Source organism: Pseudomonas sp. Pseusp10, assembly GCF_059492225.1.
In genome coordinates this window covers 3,733,153-3,755,839 of record NZ_CP168528.1, presented here as the reverse complement: position 1 = coordinate 3,755,839, position 22,687 = coordinate 3,733,153, and the positions used below count along the sequence as shown (strand labels likewise).

At 57.6% G+C, this 22,687-nt stretch carries 17 protein-coding genes; 9 read left to right on the top strand and 8 right to left on the bottom strand.

The genetic code is table 11. The annotated features are described in order from the left end of the window. Positions 1 to 85: 85 nt before the first annotated feature. The 7 genes from ACEN8Z_RS16880 to ACEN8Z_RS16850 form a co-directional block, all read right to left on the bottom strand. Entirely contained in the window at positions 86 to 1,339 is a 1,254-nt protein-coding gene (locus ACEN8Z_RS16880; protein ID WP_495594956.1) for an aspartate aminotransferase family protein, read from the bottom strand. A gap of 48 nt (positions 1,340 to 1,387) precedes the next feature. Beyond that, entirely contained in the window at positions 1,388 to 2,812 is a 1,425-nt protein-coding gene (locus ACEN8Z_RS16875) for a gamma-aminobutyraldehyde dehydrogenase (protein ID WP_204931518.1), read from the bottom strand. Positions 2,813 to 2,892: 80 nt separating this feature from the next. Then, positions 2,893 to 4,224 carry an APC family permease gene (locus ACEN8Z_RS16870; protein WP_204931517.1) on the bottom strand — a complete coding sequence of 444 codons (1,332 nt, stop codon included), beginning with the start codon at positions 4,222 to 4,224 and terminating at the stop codon, positions 2,893 to 2,895. Positions 4,225 to 4,236: 12 nt separating this feature from the next. Next, complete coding sequence (locus ACEN8Z_RS16865; protein ID WP_495594955.1) at positions 4,237 to 5,394, bottom strand: iron-containing alcohol dehydrogenase; 1,158 nt, start codon at positions 5,392 to 5,394, stop codon at positions 4,237 to 4,239. A gap of 219 nt (positions 5,395 to 5,613) precedes the next feature. After that, entirely contained in the window at positions 5,614 to 6,489 is an 876-nt protein-coding gene (locus ACEN8Z_RS16860) for an alpha/beta fold hydrolase (protein ID WP_204931513.1), read from the bottom strand. Further along, complete coding sequence (locus ACEN8Z_RS16855; protein WP_495594954.1) at positions 6,486 to 8,012, bottom strand: flavin-containing monooxygenase; 1,527 nt, start codon at positions 8,010 to 8,012, stop codon at positions 6,486 to 6,488. The genes ACEN8Z_RS16860 and ACEN8Z_RS16855 overlap by 4 nt, the downstream gene beginning before the upstream one ends. A 381-nt stretch (positions 8,013 to 8,393) precedes the next feature. Then, positions 8,394 to 8,975, bottom strand: coding sequence for a TetR/AcrR family transcriptional regulator (locus ACEN8Z_RS16850; RefSeq protein ID WP_495594953.1), 582 nt, complete (start codon positions 8,973 to 8,975; stop codon positions 8,394 to 8,396). A 431-nt stretch (positions 8,976 to 9,406) separates the two neighbouring features. Between ACEN8Z_RS16850 and ACEN8Z_RS16845 the strand changes: the two genes are divergently transcribed. The 8 genes from ACEN8Z_RS16845 to ACEN8Z_RS16810 all read left to right on the top strand — a co-directional run bounded on the left by ACEN8Z_RS16845 (position 9,407) and on the right by ACEN8Z_RS16810 (position 20,839). Beyond that, positions 9,407 to 10,294, top strand: a complete 888-nt coding sequence (locus tag ACEN8Z_RS16845) for a phytanoyl-CoA dioxygenase family protein (RefSeq protein ID WP_204931507.1) — start codon at positions 9,407 to 9,409, stop codon at positions 10,292 to 10,294. 66 nt (positions 10,295 to 10,360) lie between these two features. Further along, the gene (locus ACEN8Z_RS16840) at positions 10,361 to 11,728 is read left to right on the top strand and encodes an NAD(P)/FAD-dependent oxidoreductase (RefSeq protein ID WP_204931505.1); all 1,368 of its coding nucleotides are present in this window, start codon (positions 10,361 to 10,363) and stop codon (positions 11,726 to 11,728) included. A gap of 75 nt (positions 11,729 to 11,803) precedes the next feature. Further along, on the top strand, positions 11,804 to 12,466 hold the full coding sequence (locus tag ACEN8Z_RS16835; protein ID WP_495594952.1) for a hypothetical protein: 663 nt from the start codon (positions 11,804 to 11,806) through the stop codon (positions 12,464 to 12,466). Positions 12,467 to 12,975: 509 nt separating this feature from the next. Next, on the top strand, positions 12,976 to 14,397 hold the full coding sequence (locus ACEN8Z_RS16830) for a DUF1329 domain-containing protein (protein WP_495594951.1): 1,422 nt from the start codon (positions 12,976 to 12,978) through the stop codon (positions 14,395 to 14,397). Between the two features lie 24 nt (positions 14,398 to 14,421). Further along, positions 14,422 to 16,068: a DUF1302 domain-containing protein gene (locus ACEN8Z_RS16825; RefSeq protein WP_495594950.1), complete on the top strand. Its 1,647-nt coding sequence runs from the start codon at positions 14,422 to 14,424 to the stop codon at positions 16,066 to 16,068. A gap of 50 nt (positions 16,069 to 16,118) precedes the next feature. Further along, positions 16,119 to 18,491, top strand: a complete 2,373-nt coding sequence (locus ACEN8Z_RS16820; RefSeq protein WP_495594949.1) for an efflux RND transporter permease subunit — start codon at positions 16,119 to 16,121, stop codon at positions 18,489 to 18,491. Between the two features lie 10 nt (positions 18,492 to 18,501). Beyond that, the gene (locus tag ACEN8Z_RS16815; RefSeq protein ID WP_495594948.1) at positions 18,502 to 19,464 is read left to right on the top strand and encodes a WD40/YVTN/BNR-like repeat-containing protein; all 963 of its coding nucleotides are present in this window, start codon (positions 18,502 to 18,504) and stop codon (positions 19,462 to 19,464) included. 175 nt (positions 19,465 to 19,639) lie between these two features. Next, positions 19,640 to 20,839 (top strand): PucR family transcriptional regulator, encoded by a 1,200-nt coding sequence (locus ACEN8Z_RS16810; RefSeq protein WP_495594947.1) that lies wholly within the window; start codon positions 19,640 to 19,642, stop codon positions 20,837 to 20,839. Between the two features lie 37 nt (positions 20,840 to 20,876). Here ACEN8Z_RS16810 and ACEN8Z_RS16805 read toward each other — a convergent pair whose 3' ends face one another. Next, positions 20,877 to 21,353, bottom strand: a complete 477-nt coding sequence (locus tag ACEN8Z_RS16805; protein WP_495594946.1) for a TetR/AcrR family transcriptional regulator — start codon at positions 21,351 to 21,353, stop codon at positions 20,877 to 20,879. Positions 21,354 to 21,548: 195 nt separating this feature from the next. Between ACEN8Z_RS16805 and ACEN8Z_RS16800 the strand changes: the two genes are divergently transcribed. After that, on the top strand, positions 21,549 to 22,682 hold the full coding sequence (locus tag ACEN8Z_RS16800; RefSeq protein WP_495594945.1) for a MexC family multidrug efflux RND transporter periplasmic adaptor subunit: 1,134 nt from the start codon (positions 21,549 to 21,551) through the stop codon (positions 22,680 to 22,682). Positions 22,683 to 22,687: the final 5 nt, after the last annotated feature.

Sequence of the window (22,687 nt, the reverse complement as noted above, 5' to 3'; positions counted from 1 at the left end):
AGCGAACAGCCGGGTGCGATTGTCGACTTGAATGTGCGAAGAGGCCGAGCGGCAGGTGTTACAACACGTGCCACTCGGCAGTCCGTTACGTACTCAGCGCTGCCTCGACCGATTCACCGAAGGCTTTCAGTCCTGCTTCAAGCTGATCGGTCGGGGTATTCACAGGCGGCATCAGCTTGATGATTTCGCCGTTCGGGCCGCAGCGGTCGACCAGTACACCCGCCTGCAGCGCACGCTGCTGTGCATCCTTGGCCAACGCAACGTTGCCGCGGCCGAAATCAATGCCTGCGATCATGCCGCGACAGCGCGCGGACGCTACACCGGAAATCTCGGCGAATCCCGCAACAGCGCGTTCCATGGCCGCGCAGTTGTCGGCTAGCAGTTTCAGGAACTGCCCATCGCGCCAATAGCTGAGCGCGATCTGGGCGGTGAGGAACGCTAGTTGATTACCGCGGAACGTGCCGATGTGATCGCCGGGTTGCCATACGTCCAGCTCCGCGCGAATCAACACAATCGCCATCGGCAGGCCAAAGCCGCTGATCGACTTCGCACAGGTGATCAGGTCTGGTTGAATCCCGGAACGCTCGAAACCGAAGAAGTCACCGGTCCGGCCGCAGCCCGCCTGGATTTCATCGCAGATGAGCAACACCCCGTGTTCGGTGGTCCACCTGCGCAACCGTTGTAACCATTCATTGGATGCCGAAAAGACACCCGCTTGAATCTGTACGGATTCCACGATCACAGCCGCGGGAAGTTCCGATCCGCTGCCCTGGTCGTTGGCCAGGCGCTCAAGGAAACCGTGACTGTCGAATTCGCCGTAAGGGCTGTCTTCGTATGGCACGAAAACCACGTCGCTGGACAACCCTGGGCCTCGGCGAGTGCGGTTTCCGGTGATCGCCAAGGCTCCGGCTGTCATGCCGTGGTAAGCCCCGTAGAACGATACGACCTTTGTGCGCCCCGTCACCTTGCGCGCAAGCTTCAACGCCGCCTCGACAGCGTCGGCACCGGTTGGGCCAGTGAACTGGACCTTGTAGTTCCAGCCTCGTGGCTCGAACAGGTCACGCTCGATCGCTTCCAGGAACCGACGTTTGGTGCTGGTATGCAGGTCCAGGCCATGGGTCACTCCATTGGCCGAAAGATACTCGATCAAGGCATCGCGCATGCGCGGGTCGTTGTGGCCATAGTTAAGTGCGCCGGCGCCGGCGAAGAAGTCCAGGTATTCGCGGCCATCCTCAGCGTGGATCTTGCTCCCTTGGGCGGTATCGAACACCAGCGGCAGGTCACGGCAATACATCCGCACGTTGGACTCGAGTCGTTCGAAAGTCTCGATGTTGCTCATATATAACCTCTTGAAAGTTCTAAGCAGGGGTTGCATGGAATTACGGTGTCAGTGCTTGAACATCACATGGCGCACCACCGTGTAGTCTTCCAGCCCGTACATGGACAGGTCCTTGCCGTACCCGGACAGCTTCACCCCACCATGGGGCATCTCGCTTACCAACATGAAGTGGGTGTTGACCCAAGTGCAGCCGTATTGGAGGCGAGCGGCCAGTCGATGAGCCCGCCCCACATCGGCAGTCCACACCGAAGAGGCCAGGCCGTAGTCCGATTCATTGGCCCACGCCAGTACCTGCGCTTCGTCCTCGAATGACGAAACCGTCACCACCGGGCCGAAGATCTCACGGCACACCACCTCATCTTGCTGCTGGGTGCCGGCCAGAACTGTAGGTTCGAAGAAGAACCCGGCGCCCGCGGCGCGCTTGCCGCCCGTGACGACCTCGATGTGGGGAAGCTCCCTGGCACGGTTCACGAAGCCCTCGACACGCTCCAGGTGCTCTTGGGTGATCAGGGGACCCATCTCGGTTGCCGGGTCATCCTGAAGCCCGCACTTGATACTGGACACCGCCTCGCCGAGCTTGCGAACGAATTCTGGGTAGACCGCCTTTTGCACATAGAGGCGGCAGGCAGCAGTACAGTCCTGGCCTGCGTTGTAGAAACCGAAAGCGCGGATGCCTTCGACGGCGGCGTCGATGTCGGCATCATCGAAGATCAGTACAGGTGCCTTGCCACCCAGTTCCATGTGCATCCTTTTCACGCTGTCGGCCGTGTCTTCGATGATCCGGCTGCCGGTACGCACTGAGCCAGTCAGAGACACCATGCGAACCTGAGCGTGGCGGGTCAGCGGTTCACCCACCGAGGCACCTCGCCCGTGGACGATGTTGACCACGCCGACGGGGAAGATGTCGGCGAGCAGCTCCCCCAGTTTCAAGGTGCTCATTGGGGTGTGCTCCGACGGTTTCAGTACAACGGTGTTACCGCCAGCCAGTGCAGGGGCGAGCTTCCACGCCGCCATCAGCAAGGGGTAGTTCCATGGCGCGATGGAGGCGACGACGCCTATGGGGTCCCGGCGGATCATCGAGGTGTGGCCCGGAAGGTACTCGCCCGCCGCCGACCCCTGCAGGCAGCGAACGGCGCCGGCAAAGAAGCGGAACACGTCCGATACGGCGGGCAATTCATCCTGCAGCACAGCCGCGAAAGGCTTGCCGCAGTTATCCGCTTCCAGGCGAGCGAAATCCTGCGCCTGTGCGTCGATGCTGTCGGCGAGCTTGAGCAGCAGTGCCGCACGGTCTTTGGGCGGTGTCTGCGACCAAGCTTCAAAGGCCGCATCTGCGCTCTGGACTGCGGCATGAACCTGGGCGCGACTGGCCTCTTTGGTCTGTACCAGGACGCGCCCCAGGGATGGGTTATACACGTCCAGGTTTTCGCCTTCGCCGACCACGAGGGCGCCATTGATCAGGAGTTTTGTTTGCATGTCGTATCTCACCATTGAACGGGCAATGCCATTGCCTTGCCTTGTGGTTGTTATCAAAGCGTTCGATTGGAAATTGATCGCTATACCAAAGCTTCAGGGACTGGGTTGCGGAAGAAGCTGGTTCGGCAGGCGAGATAAACCGCGCCCAGGCAAAGCCAGCTACAACCCATGATCAGTGCGTCTTTATCGAGGCTGGCCAGCATCCACCCGGCGGTGATCAGACCGATAAGTGGGAAGAGCACGCCACGCAACAAGCCGGCGCCATCCTTCACGCGTACATCGAAGGTGAGCCGCAATGCGCAAAGGTTGACGGCGGTGAAGGCGAGAAAAGCGCCGAAATTGACCAGGGAAGTCGCGGTGGCGATCGTCAAGCCAAACCCCGCGGTGCCGAAGGCACCGCAAAGCAGGATGTTGAAGGCCGGTGTCTTGTAGCGAGGGTGAAGGGCGCCGAACAAACTGCGTGGCAGTTGGTTGTCCCGGCCGAGCGCATACAGCAGTCGTCCCACGCTTGCCTGGAATGACATCCCTGCAGCGAAGTGGGCGATGATGATGCCGGCCAGGACCACTGCAAAGAACAGATCCCCCCCGATCATCCGGGCAATCTCGAAGGCGGCACCATCGACATTTTCGAACGCGAGAGAAGGGTGCGCCAGGAACATGAAGTACGAGGAACCGACGTACACTGTGCCGCCGATCAAAGCGACCAGCAGAATGGCACGCGGGAGCGTCCGACCTGGGTCGCGGGTTTCCTCGCTCAGAGTGGACAGCGCGTCAAAGCCCAGAAAGGAATACGCAGCAATGGCGGCGCCGGCCATGGTGGTGGCGAACGGCACGTCCTGGTTGAAGAACGGCCTGGTGGACAGCAGCCCGCCAGCCCCGTTGGCAGCAACGATGTAATGCCCGCACAGACCGATGAACACGGCGATGATGACAAGTTGCGCCACCATCAACAGCACGTTGAAACGGTTAGCGACCTGGATGCCCAGGATATTTAGCAGCGTTGTGGAAACGATGAAGCCTGTGATCCACACCCATTGAGGTACCTCTGGAAATGCCATGCTGAGATAACTGGCGCCGAGCAACCAGATCAGCATCGGAATGAAAAAGTAGTCGAGCAGGGCAGCCCAGCCCACCATGAAGCCCACATTCGCGTTCAGCATCTTGCGGGTATAGGTGTAGGCCGAACCCGCTACCGGGAACACCTTGACCAGTCGGCCGTAGCTCAACGCCGTGAAAATCACGCCGGTCGCAGCGACCAGGTAAGCCATCGCCGTGGTGTTCCCGCTTGCCTGCGAGATCACGCCGTAGGTGCCGAATACAATTAATGGGGCGAGAAACGCCAGGCCGAACAGCAGAACGGAAAACGGGCCCAGAGTGCGCCGCAACGAGGCGCTGGAGATTGATTGGCTCATGACTGGCACCTCTCACGCCACGAAGTTGTAAGCATTGGTGATGATGTCGTGGTAGGCCTGCACGGTCATTGCCTTGGCATTGCTGGCGTCTGAAAAGTTCTGCTTCGACTTTTCGGCAATGATCAGGAAATCCTCCTCGCACACACCTTTCACCTCGGCGAAGCAGGGAATGCCCAAGTCCTTGCTCATCTGGAACAGGTGGCCAACAGCGGCCTCGGCGGCATCGACCGGCGAAAGCGTGGGATCGATTCCCAATGCGTAGGCAACCTGGGCATGGCGGACAATATCGGCGTCACGGTTGTGATCGAATACGAAGGGCAGGAAAATCGCGTTGCCCACACCGTGTGGCGTGTCGTACAGGCCACCGATCGCTTCGGAGATGCAGTGCACGCTGGCGACATCCGCGTTACCGAATGCCATCCCCGCGATTAAACTGGCCACCAGCATCTGCTCGCGAGCTTCCAGGTTTGCCGGATCATGCACTGCTGGCTTGAGAAACTGACCGATCAGGCGGATGGCATGCAGCGCCAGGCCGTCGCTGATCGGATTCGATGCGCGACAGGTGTAGGCTTCGATGGCATGGGTCAAGGCATCCATCCCGGTCGCGGCGGCAATTGACGACGGGAGTGTGTTGGTGATGTGTGAATCCAGTAGGGCCAGCACCGGCCCGACTCGATAGTCCAGAACGCTCATTTTGTAATGACGCGCGGTGTCGGTGATCACTGAAAAGCATGTCACCTCGCTACCGGTGCCTGCCGTGGTCGGGATAGCGACGATAGGCGGTATGGCATGCTTGAGCGTGAACGAGCCTTCGTAATCCTCGATGCGACCTTCATGAGTCAGCAGCACGCTGATGGCCTTGGCTGCATCCATAGCGCTGCCGCCACCAACGGCCAGCAGGCCATCGATGCCTTTGCCCCGATAGAGCGTAGCGGTGCGGTTGATATCCTCGCTGCGAGGGTTGGCCTTGATGTCCGAAACTTCCTCGTACGTGATGCCTGCCTTGTTCAGGCTGGCATAGACGCTGTCGAGCAGGCCCGCTGCCTTCACACCGGCATCTGTCACGATCAGGACGCGTGCCAGGCCAAGTTCCCGTAGATGTTCGCCGGTGCGCTCACGCAGACCTGCTTCCATCACGACTTTGGTGGGGAGTAAGAACTTGAATTCCATACGTACCTCTTGCTCAATTGTTGTCATTGTTGAAAGGGCAGTGGAGGAGCATCCGCGCCAGGCCGTGGTCGACAGCTCAGGCGTGTGATGTATGGCTTGGGTGGTTCGCGCAAGCCGGAAATGTTGTTGTTCTGGGTTCTGATGACATGTACTGCGAGAAACCTCCAGGGGGATAAAAAGAGGGGCGGCCAAGCTGCGTGCCCCTAAAGGGAAACTGTGCTAACGCATGTGTCCTGCCAAAAGGGAGAGCAGCGTGCCTGACAGGCACGCTGGCAAGTCATGCCCCATCCCAGGCAACAGAACCAAACTTGACCGACGAATCGCCGCGGCCGTGGCGAACCCTCCGTTTGTCGCGACCATGCGGTCTTTATCCCCATGAATGACCAGAGTGCTGCAGCAAATCTGCTGGAGTTCCCTGGTTCGGTCACCTGAGTTGATAATTGCGCCAATCTGCCTGGCGGTACCGAGGTTGCTTGCCTCACCACCACCTCGCTCCCACGCCTCCATCGCATAGTCACGCAGTGCTTGCTCATTCCATTCGAGTGTCGAGCCAATCAGGCCCATGATGTCCAGATAGTCCCTGACGCTTTCCTGTTGATTGCGCGGAGGGCGGCGCAGGAGCTGCAAAATGGCTTTGAGCGCTGGCTGGCCTACGCGCAGTGAGCCGGTTGTCGAGAAGATGGAAGTGAGTGTCCTGACACGCTCGGGATGATGCGCGGCGAGTGTCTGGCCGATCATTCCCCCCATCGACATCCCCACGACGTGCGCTGTTTCCAGCTTCAAGCCGTTCATGAGCTCGATCACGTCGTTGGCCATGTCACGTAGGTCATAGCCGGGGGTTCGCTTGCGGAAGAACTGTTGAATGACTGACGGAGGGGGCATTTCAGTGAAGAACGACCTGCCGGAATCACGGTTGTCCAATGTGATAACGCGCAATCCCCGCTCAACCAGACCGGCGATCAGCGGCTGCGGCCAGTAGGTCAGCTGCAGCCCCAGACCGACAATGAGAATGACCGCCGGGGCGCCTTCAGTGCCGTAGCTGCGATAGCAGAGCTTGCGTTCTCCCGACAGCTCGTAAAAGCGATCGGTACTCATTGGCGGCTACCTTGCTGCGTCAACACGACGCCAGCGTGCAAGGGCGCCGTGGGTACTGTCGTGAACGTGAGGCATTTGTCAGCCACTGTGCCGCGGCGCAGCAGTTTGACGTCGCGAAAGTAATCCATCGACATGACCCAAGGCTCGCGCGGCCCTTGCCGTGGCATGCTGTCCAGCGCGCGTTTCACATAGCCGGCACCAAAGTCCAACAAGGGGCGGGTTTCGATCCCGTCCGGCGCCTTGGGCTCGCAGACGTTGTAGCCTTTATCCTCCATGAAGCCGAGCAAGCGACAGAAGTGGTCGCACAACAGACACACTTTGAGGGTCCAGGAAGAATTGGTGTAGCCCACCGCAAAGGCGAAATTGGGAACGCCGGAGAGCATCATTCCCTTGTAAGCCAAGGTCTCGCTGAGTACTACCGGCTTGCCGTCCTTGTGCAATGTAATGCCGCCGAACAGCTGTACGTTCAGCCCCGTGGCAGTAACGATGATGTCGGCCTTCAGCGTCCTGCCAGATTTGAGCAACACACCGGACTCGGTGAACCGCTCGATGTGATCGGTAACGACGTCAGCTTTACCTGCGCTGATGGCTTTGAACAAATCACCTTCGGGAACCGAACATAAACGTTGGTCCCAAGGGTTATAGGGCGGATTGAAATGCACGTCGACCGGGTAGTCTTTCGGCAACTCCTTGCGGGTTAGCCACAAAAGCATTTTTCGCGAAAGCTTGGGGAAGCGCTGGCAGAATCCCCAGAAGGCCAAGGTAATCCAGGCGTTCTTGTAGCGCGTCAGGGAATAGGCTGTTTGCGCAGGCAGAATTTTGCGCAAAAACGATGCAACCGCATCATTGGCGGGCTGGTTGATGATGTAGGAGGGTGTGCGCTGCAGCATGGTGATGCTGGCGACTTTGTCCGCCATGGCTGGGATCAGGGTCACAGCCGTTGCGCCACTGCCGATGACAACGACCCGCTTGCCCGTATAGTCCAAATGTTCCGGCCAGTGTTGAGGATGGATTATTTGTCCCTTGAACTGTTCGGTACCCTCGAAGCGAGGGCTGAAGCCCTGGTCATAGCGGTAGTAACCGCCCGCACTGAATAGCCAGCGGCATTGGATCGTACGGATCTGCCTCGTGGGGCCATCCTCGACGCGTACCGCCCACAAACCGTTGTCACTTTGCCAGTTCGCCGAAATGACCCTCTGTTTGTACTGGATCAAGGGATCCAGATCATGCTCGTCGATGGCTTCGCGCAGATATTCGAGAATGTCTGCGGCGTCCGCCAAAGACTTCTCCTTGGTCCAAGGCTTGAAGTCGAAACCGAAGGTATACAGGTCCGAGTCGGATCGAATGCCTGGATAACGAAACAGATCCCAAGTACCGCCCATTCGTTCGCGGGACTCGAGGATCGCAAAGACTTTGTTTGGCTGATGGCGTCGCAGGTAGGCCGCCGCACCGATGCCAGACACCCCGGCTCCAATGATCAATATATCGAGCGGCTCAAGCGGAAGAGCAGTGTGAGAGGACATGTCGCCTCCTAATTGTTGTGTTATAGAGACTGATCTTTTGACTTGATCACCTGACCAGAATAGGGCGGCCAAACGCACAGAACAAGGTGCAAAATGCACCAGGCCGCTATCGTTTTAGGTTGATTTACACCACAGCTGCGAGATTGACCGTGAGTTGGAGCCGCGATTGACGCGCTGGCCTCAATCGAGTGGTAAATGGGTGACGCTTATATGGACAGGCGCAGACGCGAGACCTGTGCGAGAAGAGAGACGATCACTATTGAGTCAGGTGGAACGGGCAGGGCGTTGCGCCGGGAATAGTTCGCTTGCAGAATTAATCAGATAAGCCGAGGTGCCAGGATTGCCGTGCAGCAGCGCGGCACGGCTAACTCTATGATGGCGCTAATAACCGGCCACCAGCAGTTCTACCGCTTGGCAGGCTGCCTCGGTCTCTTTTTCCAGGCGCTCATGGTCGCGGTGGGCGGACCAGCCGAGCAACAAACCGTCGAACAGATTTATAAGCAGGCTGCTGACGGCGGTCAGTGCGGTCTGTTCCAGTTCAGCGCCAGTGCTCTTCACGATGACTTGCTTGGTCGCTTCGATGGAGAGGGTATAGATCTTGGCCGCCATGTCCGGATTGTTGCGAAGGTTCCAGAAGAAAAGTTCGAACTGGGTGGTCGCGAGGTCAGGGTTGGCAGTGAACCATCTGACCAAATGGCGCAATATTTCCCCAACCGATTCCGCTGCCGTGGCCCCTGCCGGCGCATGCAGCAACGACTGCTGTGGCATGTTGATCAAGGACTCGTAGACCGCACAGAACAACTCGTCCTTGGTATGAAAGACATAGTGCAATGAAGCCAACGGAGAGTCTGCCGCCGCCGCGATACGGCGCGTAGTGGCATTGGCTACGCCGTGTTCCGCAATCACCTTGATGGTGGCTTCAATAAAGTCCTGCCTGCGCTCTTCAGCACCTATCCGAGCCATTGAACGTTCTCCTTTTTCGGTGTTGCCGCCGGCCCTGGTCCGGCGTCGAGGGTGACGAATGCTATCGCAAGGTCGCTCTTCAATCCATGAGTCGATGCGTTCCTTTCCTGACGGACATAAAGGCACCCGGTGTGCGAAAGCCATTCCCATTCCAGGAAGGAGAGGTGCGGCAAGGTATGACCGCATCCTCGTCACGCTGAATTGCAAAGACTTCAACCGCAGCTCAAAAGCAATGTGCAAATAATTTGATCAAATGACTTGATCAGATGACTATATTCGATAATCATGAAATCTCCAGCTTTGAATCGCTGGTCTGTTGAAGCGAAGAAATAACAAAAAGAGCCGCCGCTATGGCTAGCAGTGGGTGAGTTGAGCCTAGGTGGCCCGCTCACTGAATAGAACAACAACAAAATCAGACAGGTAGAAAGCAGATGCATACACGAAAACTCTCGACGGTCAGCAATGCGGCATCGATCGATCAGGTGGTGGAGATCATTAGGCGTGACGGCGGGGTCATCATTTCCGACTTTGTCTCGCCAGGAATGCTGAAGCCCCTTACCGAAGACCTGGACATCTACTTGAATGCCGCCCCTTGCGGAGCGGATCCTTATTTCGCTGGTACGCAGACTCGACGCGTCGCCCGTATCATCGGGCGAAGCGACATGGCTGTGGAGGTGGCACTGAACCCTCTGTTCCTCGGGGCCGCCAGAAAGATCCTGCAGACACCCACACATGTCTGGGTGGGCAGCGACCGCGTTGAGATCGAGCCTGATATTCAACTAAGCATTACCCAGGCGATTCAGATTGGGCCGGGTCAAGGTCTTCAGCCACTGCATCGTGACGATGCCACGTCGTTATGGCGGCATCCCCAGTACGGTCGTGAGGCCCGGCTGCAAATCATGCTTGCCATTTCAGATTTCACCGAAGAGAACGGTGCAACGCGTGTTATTCCCGGTAGCCATGAGTGGGATGACGAGCGAATGCCAACCCAGGAAGAAACAGTCGCCGCGGTAATGAAAGCGGGCTCCGCGCTGCTGTGGATGGGGTCGGTGTATCACGGTGGAGGCGCCAACACGTCCGCGTCTCCTCGCACTGGCCTGACGATGGCTTATGACCTTGCTTTCCTGCGTCTTGAAGAGAACCACTTCCTTTCCATTCCCATCGAGCGTGTTCGCGAACTGCCTGCAGAAATGCAACGCCTGTTGGGCTGGAGCGCCAGTTCCACGCTACTAGGTTGGGTGGAAATCGATGGCCAGATGCGAGACCCACAGGAGCTCCTCGGCATGCCCACCTTTTCCGAGCCTGGAAAAGGATTCTGATGATAACAAGCCCCCATGGTCAGACTCACGGGGGTAACAATGGTCGGTAATCCGGGAGTCATGTTAATGAATGCGTTAACCAAAGCAGCTCACGACGATTCTGCATCGTTGCGATTCCGCGAGTTAGGTGGATGGGTGGAGCAGCCCGGCGATCTGCAGCCCGAGCTCAACGGTCACGAGCGTGCCGATGTGATCGTTATCGGAGCGGGCTTTGCCGGTCTATCGACCGCATTGGAGCTAAAAGCGCTCGGTGCGGACGTCATAGTGCTGGAACAAGAATTCGCCGGCTTCGGCGCCAGTGGACGCAATGCGGGCTATTTGCTCGGCAGCATGGGAATTGAATGCGAACTCTTCGTCAAACGTGTGGGGTTGAAGCAGGCAAAGCAGTTCGTCAGGTTCTATGACGAGGCCGTCCCATATGTGGAAAGGCGATTGAAGGAGTTGGGTATCGACTGTGACTACAACCCTTCCGGTGTGATTCGGGCGGCTGTCCATTCCAGCCAAGAAAAGCGCTTGCGGCAAAATATGGAGTTGGGGACAAAGCTGGGTTCCGTCACCCGCTTCGTGGACCATGCAGAGATGCGCGCGCGGGGGATCCCGCCAGCATTTTTGTTCGGTACTGAGCAGCGCGGTGGCACCTTGAATCCCGGCAAGTACGTCAGCGGCCTGCGGCGTGCAGCAATCGAGGCAGGCGTGAAAATCTACGAGCGCACTCCGTTGCTTTCCTTCAGTGAAGGGCAGGTCATCACCTGCAAGACTACGCACGGAAGTGCAACCGCGCCTGTCATGGTGCTGGCAACCAATGCTTACACACCTCAGTTGGGGGTGTTGCAGAAAAAGGTCGCGGCGATTCGAGTTTCCGCGATCGAAACTCAACCGCTATCAGCGAAGCAATTGACTGAGCTGGGTTGGAACGCGCGGGAAGGGATCATCACGCCGCACTACACCATGGAAAGCCACCGCCTGACAGCGCATGGCACATTGGTGTTGACTGTAAAACAGCTGGGTTATGCCTACGGTTCGATGACACCCAATATTCCCGATCATGGCGCCTACACGGCATTGGCTAAAGTGCTGCGCGATCGCTTTCCTGCACTGCGAGGACTTGGCATCCAGCATTGCTGGAGCGGCTATGTTAGTGGCGCATATGACTTTCTGCCTGTGATCGGTGCAATGGGCGCGAAACAGAATATTTTCTATACGACGGGGTGCTCGGGTCACGGGCTGGCCACTCAATCGCTCATGGGGTCGCTCTTTGCTAGACAAATCAACGGCAAAGCGCCTGAGCTGCTTGCGGCGTTACAACACAAAACACCATCCATGCTGCCTGAGCCTTTTCAATGGTGCGCCATACAGTCTGCCTTTGCCGTGGCCAAGTTGCTGGATGCATGGACTGACAGGAAAGTGCGTAAAGAAAATGCCATGAAAGGTTAAGCGCAACGCGAAGTCGTGCCCTATTGCAAGTTGCTACAGGGGAACGGCGCAACCCAACTTGCAGAGGCTGTTATCGTGGAACTTAGAGATGTATTCGCGTTGATCTCCTGCGTACTTTTGGTAGTGTGCGGCCTATACTATGGCGCGGCATTTATCAGGCGCAAAAATTATCTGCTTGGCGTAGAGTTTCTGATTGTGGGCATTTCTGCATCGAACTTCACGACCTTCATTGCTACAGGCTGGCAAGCCAATTATGATATTGCAATCTTTCTCGATGCCTTTTCCCGAGGAGTTGGTGTACCTATTATCGCAACACTGGGGTTGATGGCCGTAACGCATAATTACAAGCCTTCTGCTAGGAAAGACGCTCTACTGTTTCTGGCCGGCTTTGTAGCTGCGGCCCTCTACTTCATGTCGAGTTCGTTTAAAGAGTCCCTTCCTTATTTCTATGTTTTGATGTGGTCAGGTTACACGTTGTACCTTGCGTACTTTATCTGGCGCCTGGCGCGTGCAGGTGAGCGTCTGCATGCACTGGCCACCAGTCTCGGCGGGGTGGCAGGGCTGACGGTGGCACTGCGATATGACTTCTTTCCGATTCCGGGTGATGACACGAAAATGATCTTCATGACCATTGCCTTTTTGACCTGGTCATATTCGATTGTGCAGTTGTTTTATGCTTATGGTGCACTTCATCGCTCGAGGAAAGTACCTTTTCACAAAATGCTCCATTCCGGTTGAGTTGTTCAGAATGTGACGCGCTTTGCTTGCTTGCACTAAGCAACGCTTAAGTTGGTTTATGATTTTTGATGTTACTCCATGGCGAGCCGAAGGCCCGCTTTTTTAGCCGCCCCTCGGGGCGGTTTTTTTATGGGCGAACCAGCCGTACTAATGGAACTGGCGGCTGGATGACCAATAACTGCAATGAGGCCGGGCGCGACCAACTTCCGCTGATGAACAAACGTGCACAGACATATTCGGTGCGACATAAAAGAGCATCTATTGGTAACACGTGTTTCTTTACTTCCCATGACAGAGCAGACGAGTGAATAGGAAGTAATAAACGGTGAATACCTAACTAGCTGATTTGTCTGATGTAAATCACGAATCCGGATTTCTGGCACATGGCTTGCGTGCCGATCATCCGACATAGTCAATTGACCATGTCGGATGATCATGAAATGTGTGCCGCCGATTTTCCCAACCGGGAGGTCGAGAGGCCGATTTAAGCCATTGTTGAGGATCCTCCAATGAGAGAAGTAACTGCACGGCTGGAAGGTGATGTGTCCGTCTGCCGTATTTTCAGGCAGCTGTTCGTTACCTTTGTGGCATCGACCGCGATCTGCTCGGTACAAGCCGCTCCCCAAGGGGCCGATGCGCTGGGCTCAAAGCTGACGCCGATGGGCGGCGAGAGCGCCGCAAGCTCAAGCGGGGATATTCCAGCCTGGACGCCTCCAGGGCCGCAGGGTATGGGCTGGAGCTATGGCCAGGTGCGAGGGGAGCATTGGAAGTTCAAGGGCGACAAACCTCTCTACAGCATCGACTCAAGCAATGTGGCACAGCATGCAAACAAGTTGTCGCCGGCCCAGCTCGAACTGTTCAAGAAGATTCCTGGTTATCGCATGGACGTCTATCAAACCCGCCGAACCTGCGGCGTGCCAGATTTCGTCGCTGAGAACACCCGACAAAACGTTGGTTTCGCCAAGCTCGACTCCGCGGGTGTCGCGCTCGATGACGCTCATCTGCCTGGGGTCCCGTTCCCTATGCCCGGCAATGGGGCAGAGGTGATGTGGAACATGAAGATGCGGTACCGCGGCATGGGTGTCGAAATCCCGAAAAGCATTTCGGGCATTTCGCCGCACAAGGGAGGGGAGTGGTTGCGCCAATCCACAGACACCTTCTTCTTCACGCCCTGGGGGAAAAAAGGAAGCGCGTTATTTTCGTCCGTCGGACGTCTGGAAAACGCGACCTTCTTCAATTACCTGGAGCCTGCCGCGCTTGCCGGCCAGTCGGCAGTGCAAACGGCCGTGGCCGGCGAACAGGCTACGACTTTCTACTACTTCCCCGGCCAGCGTCGAGTGCGGCGCATGCCGTCGTACTCCTACGACGCTCCGCAGATTGGACTGGATAACCAGTACGCCGTCGATGAGGCGAACGTCTTCTTCGGAACGATGGACCGCTTTGACTGGAAACTGATCGGCAAGCAGGAGCTGCTGGTGCCGTATAACGCCTTCGGTGCCTATGACACCGCCGAAAAGGTGGAAACGTTCGCCGCCAGCGATTCGATCACCGCGCAGTCGCGCCGCTATGAGCTGCATCGCGTATGGGTCGTCGAGGCCAATGTCCGCCAAGGCATGCGTCACCAGGCACCCAAACGTATGTTCTACATCGATGAGGACAGTTGGAACCCTCTGTTGGCCGTCGACTATGACAAACAAGGACAGATCTGGAAGGTGCGTGAAGGGTTCTCGATTCCCGTGTACGAAACAGGCACGTGCGATGTGCAGGCGCAGGTCCAGTACAACCTGGTCGATGGTCGTTATCTCTTCGACATGACCTCGATAGGTGCGGGCAAGAGCGATATCCGCTGGCTCACCGAGGACAGCGGCAATCCTCGCCTTAAACGCGACTTTTTCACCTCAGACAACCTGCGAGCCATCAGCGAGCGCTAAAACGACGTCAGATCGAGAGCCAGCATGAAAAGAATAATTACTAAAGCGTTAGGCCTTGTCATTGTGTGCGCAACTCCACTGGCAATGGGGTTCACATTTGCAACCGACACCATCCGTGGATCCTTTGACTCCACCATCACCGCAGGCATGGGTTTGCGTACGGAATCGCGTGGCTGCAACCTCATCAACCAGGGTGCCACCGGGCAAAACGTGCCCTCTGGCTGTCTGGCGCAAACCTCAGGCGTGGCTGACCAGGGCGACCTGAATTACGACCGGGGCGATATGTTCACCAACTACCTGAAAGGTACGCACGAACTGTTGCTCAAGATGCCCGAGGACGTCACCTTCATGGCGCGAGGCACGTGGATACGGGACTTTGCCGCAACTGATACCACAGGCACGCTATCGTTCAACACGCCCGAGGGTGTCGGTAGTGACGGTCTTACCGACGATGCCCGCGATGACCTCGAATTCAAGGCGCGCCTTCTTGATCTGTGGGTGAGCAAAGGCTTCGATGTCGGCGGGCAGCGGGTCCGGGCTCGCTTGGGTAACCAGGTGATCAACTGGGGCGAAAGCCTGTTCGTGGTCGGTGGTATCAACAACACCAACTCCTACGACTATCAAGCCTTGGCGCGTCCTGGCGTGCAGCTCAAGGAGGCCGTGCTGCCAGCGCCGATGCTCAGCGTCGCGTCGGGCCTGGGTTCCGGGGTGAATATCGAGGCTTACTATCAGTTCCGCTGGAACAAGAGTGAACTCCCCCCGGTAGGCAGTTATTGGTCCACGACCAACGGGCTCGGTGAGGGCAGGGGGGTCTACGGGTTCTCTGAAAAGAACGCCCGTGATAGCGGTCAATGGGGTCTTTCTCTGCGTTGGCAACCGGAGGACAGCGACATCAACTACGGTCTTTACGTGATGCGTTATCACGACAAGTTGCCGTCATTGCGTGTGGATATTCTTGACCCGAACACGTTCGCAGCGGCACCGACCTGGGAGTATCAGGAAGATCGGATGATGTATGGCATCAGTGCCAACATGCCGCTAGGTGACTGGGCGGTCGGTACAGAGCTGTCGTACCGACCGAAGGACTCGGTAATGCTCAACCCGGTTATCGACATGTGTGCCGCCAATGGTGGCAAATGCTGGAAGGACGAAAAGAAATTCCAGTGGCATCTGACAGGTCTGTATAGCTTCACGCCTTCGAATTCCCCGACGCTTCTGGATTTCACCGGGGCCAGCACAGGCACCTTGCTGACTGAACTTGTGGTCATCAAATACCCGGAGCTACATGATCAGGTCAACGGCGAGCCAATTGCTGCGGGGTTGAACACATGGCAATTGGACCCAGCGACAGCTCCGAAAGCCCATGGTGACAAGACCTCGTCAGGTATCAATCTGGACTTGAGCCTTACCTATGACGGCACGCTCCTGCCGGGATGGCAGGTCACCCCCGGGGTCTTCTATTCGCGATCGCTTGGGGGGCGAACACCGAACCTCAGTGCAACCTTCACTGAAGACGCGAGCAGTATGAACCTCTACCTGAATTTCGTGCGAAATCCAGCCAGTTGGCAAATATCCCTCAACTACGCGAAGTTCATGGGGGGCGACACTCCCTACGATCAGCTGTATCGCGACCGCGATTACGTCGGCATCGCAATCTCCCGCACCTTATGAGGCCTGTCGTGAACGGTTCCGTAAAACTATCTGAAATTCGGGCTCGTGGCATGCTGTCACGCGTCGAGGGCGTCTTGTTCGGTCATCGTTGGCTGGTACTGGCGAGCCTGGCCGGATTCACCATGATCATGGGCTGGTTCGCCGTGCAATTGCGTATGGATGCCGGTTTCGAAAAGCAGTTGCCGATAGGCCACGAATATATCAAGACGTTCGAGGCGTACCGCAACGACCTGCTGGGGGCAAACCGGCTGACCATTGTGGTCAGAAGCCGAAATGGCGATATATGGAGCGCCCCAGGCCTGAAGCGGCTCTATGACGTTACCCAGGCGGTAACCTTTCTCCCGGGGGTATCACGCAGCAGTGTGCGTTCGTTATGGACGCCCAATGCCTTCGTCAACGAGATCACTGAAGAAGGGTTTCGCGCTGATCCGTTGGTACCAGGGACGGTTTCTCCCGAGCACTTGAATGACGAGATCATCGCGAATATCTCTAACTCCACTGCACAGGGAGGCTTCATTGGTACGCTGGTCTCCCGTGACCAGAGCAGTGCGATGATCACCGCGGAACTCAATGAGTTCGATGCCAACGGGTCCCATCTGGACTATGTCGCGTTCAACCATCGGCTGGAGAATGAGATCCGTCAGCAATTCGAGGATGGCGCTTTCGAAATCCAGATGATCGGTTTCGCCAAGCAGATCGGCGACATCGCTGACGGGGCTTCAGCAGTGCTGGAGTTCTGTTTGCTGGCGCTGCTGCTGACGGCGGGGGCGGTGTACTGGTACTGCCACTCGCTGCGGTTCACGCTGCTGGCGCTGGTCTGTTCTCTGGCCTCGCTGGTATGGCAGTTCGGCAGTCTGCGCCTGCTGGGGTACGGCCTCGACCCGTTGGCGGTTTTAGTACCCTTTCTGGTATTTGCCATCGGGGTCTCTCATGGCGTGCAGCAGATCAACTTTATTGTCCGTGAAATCGCTATCGGCAAGCCGGCCGAAGAGGCGGCGCGGTCAAGCTTCACAGGATTGCTGATCCCTGGAACCCTGGCTTTGGTGACGGCATTGGTTTCCTTTGTGACTTTGCTCTTGATCCCCATTCCGATGGTGCGAGAGCTGGCTATCACGGCATCACTTGGCGTGGCCTACAAGATCGTCACGAATCTGGTGATGTTGCCGCTGATGGCGTCTTTACTGCGCGTCGATGACAAGTACGCTGCGGCACAGGAAGTCTCCAGGAGGCGCAGGTCCCGCTGGCTGCGAGGCCTGGCTCGCCTCGCCGAGCCGCGCAACGCGCAGTGGGTGCTTGGCGTTGCCTTGGCAGTCTTTCTGGTCGCGATCTGGCAAAGCCACGACCGTGTCGTTGGCACACTGCAAGCGGGTGCTCCAGAGTTGCGTGAGGACTCGCGTTTCAATCGAGATGCAGTCTCCATCGCCAACAACTACGACATCGGCCTGGATTGGCTCAGCGTGGTTTTCGAAGTCAGTCCGCAAACGTCTGGCGAAGACATTCAGGTGGCCTGCGAGGATATCGCCCTGGGTCAATATCAGGATCGTTTTGTGTGGGCCATGCAGGGGGTACCTGGCGTACTGTCGGTCGCTTCCTTCTCCACCAACATGCGCCAATTCAATGAGGGTTACAACGAAGGCAATCCGAAGATGGCCGCGGTTCCCATCGACCCGATGAACTACGCCGCGCTGGCCACCGAAGTTGCGCGCACGCCCGGGCTGATGCGTACCGACTGCAGTATGACTGCCGTGCACCTGTATCTGACCGATCACAAAGCCACGACGATCAACAGGGTTGTGGAAGCCGCCAAGGCGTTCCGAAGCGACTACCCGATACCTGGCATTGCGGTCCGACTTGCTTCAGGCAACGCCGGTGTCCTGGCAGCCATCAACGAAGAGGTGGAGAAAAGCGAAACCCCCATGTTGCTTTACGTCTATGTCGCCATCGCCCTGCTGGTGTTCATTGTCTACCGTGACTTGCGAGCGGTCCTGGTGTGCTGCCTGCCTCTGACCATCGGTACATTCATTGGCTACTGGTTCATGAAGGAATTGCAGATCGGCCTGACCATTGCGACGTTGCCGGTGATGGTGCTGGCGGTGGGTATTGGCGTCGATTACGCGTTCTACATCTACAACCGCATACAACTGCACCAGGCTCATGGCCAGCCGATCACCAAGGCGGTCGAGTACGCGCTGCTCGAGGTGGGCGTCGCCACGATCTTCACTGCGATCACCCTGGCCGTCGGCGTCGCCACCTGGGCGTTTTCGGATCTTAAGTTCCAGGCCGACATGGGCAAACTGCTTGCCTTCATGTTCATCGTCAACATGGTCATGGCCATGAGCGTTCTGCCGGCCTTCGCCGTCTGGCTGGAGCAGGTGTTCCCGCGCAAGCGCCCCGTGCGCATGATCGGCGCATTGCTGCACTGAGGAGAGAAACATGCGATACATTGTTTCATTTACCGCGGCCTTGCTTGCTGCAGCGCTTCCGCTGATGTCTCTCCGGGCCGCACCATTGCAGGCGGTACCTGCCGTCCAGGCGAGCAATGCCTCGCGGGCCGTCATGCTGGACGCTGTTTGGGCCGGGGAGCGCGTGGTTGCTGTCGGCGATCACGGCGTCGTGTTGTTGTCCGATGATCACGGCAAGCGTTTCCACCAGGCGAACTCGGTACCGCTGTCCACACCACTGACTGGGGTGTCTTTCGTGGATGCCAAGCGGGGTTGGGCAGTTGGTCACTGGGGAGCGATCCTGGCCAGCACGGATGGTGGTGAGTCCTGGCAGATCCAGCGCCTGTCCAGCGTCGAGGATCGGCCCCTGTTTGCAGTGCACTTTTTCAATGCCCAGCAGGGGGTTGCGGTAGGGCTCTGGTCTTTGGTGCTGACTACCGAGGATGGTGGGAGGACGTGGACGGAGCAGCCGTTGCAGGCACCACCAGGCGCCAAGAGGGCCGACCTCAACCTGATGGGGCTTTTTGCCGACAGCCGCGGCACGCTTTACGCCACGGCCGAGCATGGGCAAGTGTTGCACTCCGAAGACCATGGAAAAAGCTGGCGCTATCTGGATACCGGCTACGAAGGCACCCTTTGGTCTGGCGCAGTACTGGCCGATGGAAGTCTGCTGCTTGGTGGCCAGCGTGGGACATTGTTGTATGGCTCAGCGAGTGAAAAGGGCTTTCGCAGATTGCCAACGCAAAGCAAAGGATCTGTCACCTCTGTAGCGGTAGCTGGCCCTAAAGTGCTGGCGGTCGGGCTGGACGGGCTGATGGTACAAAGCAGCGATGGTGGACACAGTTTCCAGGAAAAGCAGTCCGCTGATGGTGTCTCGCTGACGGCGGCGCTGTTCAATGCCGACGGAGCACCTGTTCTGTTTTCACGTCGTGGGGTAATACCCCGCCAGGAGTGAAGGGTCGCTCATTGCGGTGCGCGCCATCGGGCGGACTGCTCGTGGCGCGCAAGCCATAAGGGTATTAATCCGTCATCCTGCGCCTGCATTATTTTCCCTGCGTTTTTTGAGTGGTTTGTCCATGACCAGTACACCGTCCCCTTGGCCACGCCCTTCGGAAGCCGTTCGTGAGCTTATGCGCAAAGGTGCCGAACTCGCTCAGGCGTTACCGCCAGAGTGGATCGAGCGCCTGAATCAGGCGCTTTTTTCTTCACCAGAAGAGGTGAGGTTGCTTGAGGACCCCGTCATCCTGGCGGCGTGCCGGCGCGCCAATCGGGCAGAATTGCTGCACTGGGCGAACGCAAATCTGCAGCGACCTGGAGAACCGGTGGAACCCTATGTGTCTGCTGACATGGTGGACACGGCCAGAGAGCTTGCCCGCAGAGGCTTGTCCGAACTGCTGATGAGCGTCGCAAGATCGACACAAAACGTAGCCTGGGACCTGTGGATGAAGATGGCGTTCAGCCTGACGCAGGATCCCGTAGTGCTTGAGGAGTTCCTGGAAGTCTCGTTGCGGTCGATCTCGGAGTTCATCGACAGCAACATGCGCGTGGTGACCCAAATCATCCTGGAAGAAAAGAGCGTCCAGGCCCATAACGACCAAATTGACAAACGCAGTCTGGTCAGTCGGTTGCTGGACGGCAGAGATATGGATAACGAGCAGTTAGGCAAGCGACTGGGCTACAGCCTTTCTCAGAAGCACCATGCCTGCCTCGTCTGGAGCGAAATCCCGGACGCAGAACTCCGCCCGCTGGAGGATATGGCGTGCGCTCTGGCGCATCTCACTGGCACAGTAGCGCCCCTGATCGTGTTCGCTGGTCCTGCTACCCTGTGGGTCTGGAGCAACGCGGCAAAGCCGCTGGACCTGAGCATGCTGCAAGGCGTTGCTCGGCAATTTCCACAGATACGCGCGGCAATCGGCTCCCCGGGAGCAGGGGTGAATGGCTTCCGTCGATCGCACCTGGAAGCCTTGACCACCCAGAGATTGATGGGCCGTTTGGCTGGCGCACCCGCCGTTGCCACGATTGATCAAGTGAGGCTGGTGTCCCTGATGACCCAGGACGCCCGTGCGGCCAGGCAGTTTGTCTTGAGTACGCTAGGGCGCTTGGCGACAGAGCCCACGGTTCTTCAAAATTCGTTGCACGCCTTTCTGGCCAACGGCTGCAATATCACCCAAACCGCGGAAGCACTGGGTACGCATCGCAATACATTGCTGCGTCGGCTGGAACGCGCCCAGGACCTGCTGCCCGTCAAGCTTGCCGAACATCGCATCCAAATCGCCGCAGCACTTGAGCTGGCGATCTGGAGTTCGCCGCTGGATGACGGCGAGCAATAGCCCCCATCCTTTTCCATTTCGTTTTCGGGGGGCGCATTCACTTGTGTCGCGTCGCGATGCCCAGCAGAAAAGCATGTTCCAGCATTGTTTTGCATTCTCTTGGCGTGCGGCCTCGTTGGCGAGTATCTATCGCGCCATGCAACAGCGATACGAACATCTCAGCCAGCAGCGTAGCGCTGACATCTATACGAAAGACGCCTTGCTCTTGTCCGTTTAGAAACATCCCATCGAGCTTCTCCAGATAGAACCGCAGATCAACCTCAAGCTGCGCCTTGGTCTGCACATGGTAGCGGGACGCAAGAAACACCATGAGTTCACCTCGATTCAAATGCTCGTGAATCAGCTGACGAACCGCTGCCATCGGCTGCATGAAAAGCAGATCGATGTTGTGAAGGATTTGGAGCAGGGATTCTGTAGCGTGCTGTGCGAGCTTGATGTCCAGGTTTTCTCGTGTACCGAAGTAACGATGCAGTGTTGCTCTGCTGATACCAGCCAGCGTAGCCAGCTCGCCCATTGATGCTCCTGGTCGCATAGCAACAGCGGTGTAAAGGGCGTTTACTAACTTGTCTGGTGGAAGTCTGCCTATGAAATCGCGCTTGATTTTTTTGAACGCAATTCGATCCCAAGAAGATCCTAATGAGACATAATTGACTCATTAAAACTCGAAACGTATCATTCGGCCGTTTTCAATTAAGGTTTCGGGTGAGTGATGGGCAAGAAAGGTTCAATTAGATTGGGTGTGCTGGCAGCGGTAATTGCCCTGGCCGGATGTAATCCCGCAGAAGAGCAGGAGGGTGCAGCCAATACGAGCTATCCGGTAGACGTTGTGACATTGGTGTCGGAACAGATGACATTGGCCGCAGAGTTGCCAGGCCGGGTTGAACCGATGCGAGTCGCTGAGGTGCGAGCACAAGTGGCAGGTATCGTTTTGCACAAACGCTTCGAGGAGGGGAGCGACGTCAAAGCCGGCGATGTGCTCTTCCAGATTGATCCGGCGCCGTTCAAGGCCGCCCTGGCACGCGCCGAGGCCGACCTGGCCCGAGCCGAGGCTGTGCAGCAGGATGCCCTGACCCGGGTGAAGCGCTATGAGCCACTGGTCAAGATCGAAGCGGTCAGTCAACAGGACTTCGACACCGCTACTGCTGAGTTACGCAGTACCAAGGCGGCCGTGCGCTCCGCTCAGGCCGATGTACAGACCGCCCGACTGAACCTGGGCTACGCAACTGTCACCGCGCCCATCTCCGGACGTATCGGCCGCGCCCTAGCCACTGAAGGCGCGTTGGTGGGTCAAGGGGATGCGACGCTAATGGCGCGCATCCAGCAACTCGACCCTATCTACATCGACTTCATGCAGTCCGCCGCTGACGCTCTGCGTTTGCGCCAAGCGGTGAAGGAGGGCGCACTTGCGGCTGACGGCCAGCATTTGACAGCCCAAGTGGAAGGGACCGATTTCCAGCGTACGGGTGAGCTCATGTTCACCGATGTGACTGTGGATCGTGGTACCGGCCAGGTCATATTGCGTGGGCGTTTCGACAACGCCGACAGCACCCTCCTGCCAGGCATGTATGTGCGCGTGCGCACGCCTCAAGGCACCGACAAGCAAGCACTATTGGTTCCCCAGCGCGCTGTTCAGAGAGGCAGCGACGGTCAGGCGCGAGTCTTGGTGGCGGCTAATGGCATTGCTGAACTGCGGAGCGTTCAAACCGGTGTCATGCAAGGCGCTCGCTGGCAAATTACCGAGGGGCTCAAACCGGGTGATCAGGTGATCGTCGGCAGCCCTGCAGGATTGGTCGCCGGTATGCCGGTGGTACCCGTACAGAAACAAACCGCCACGGCTGAGTGATACGA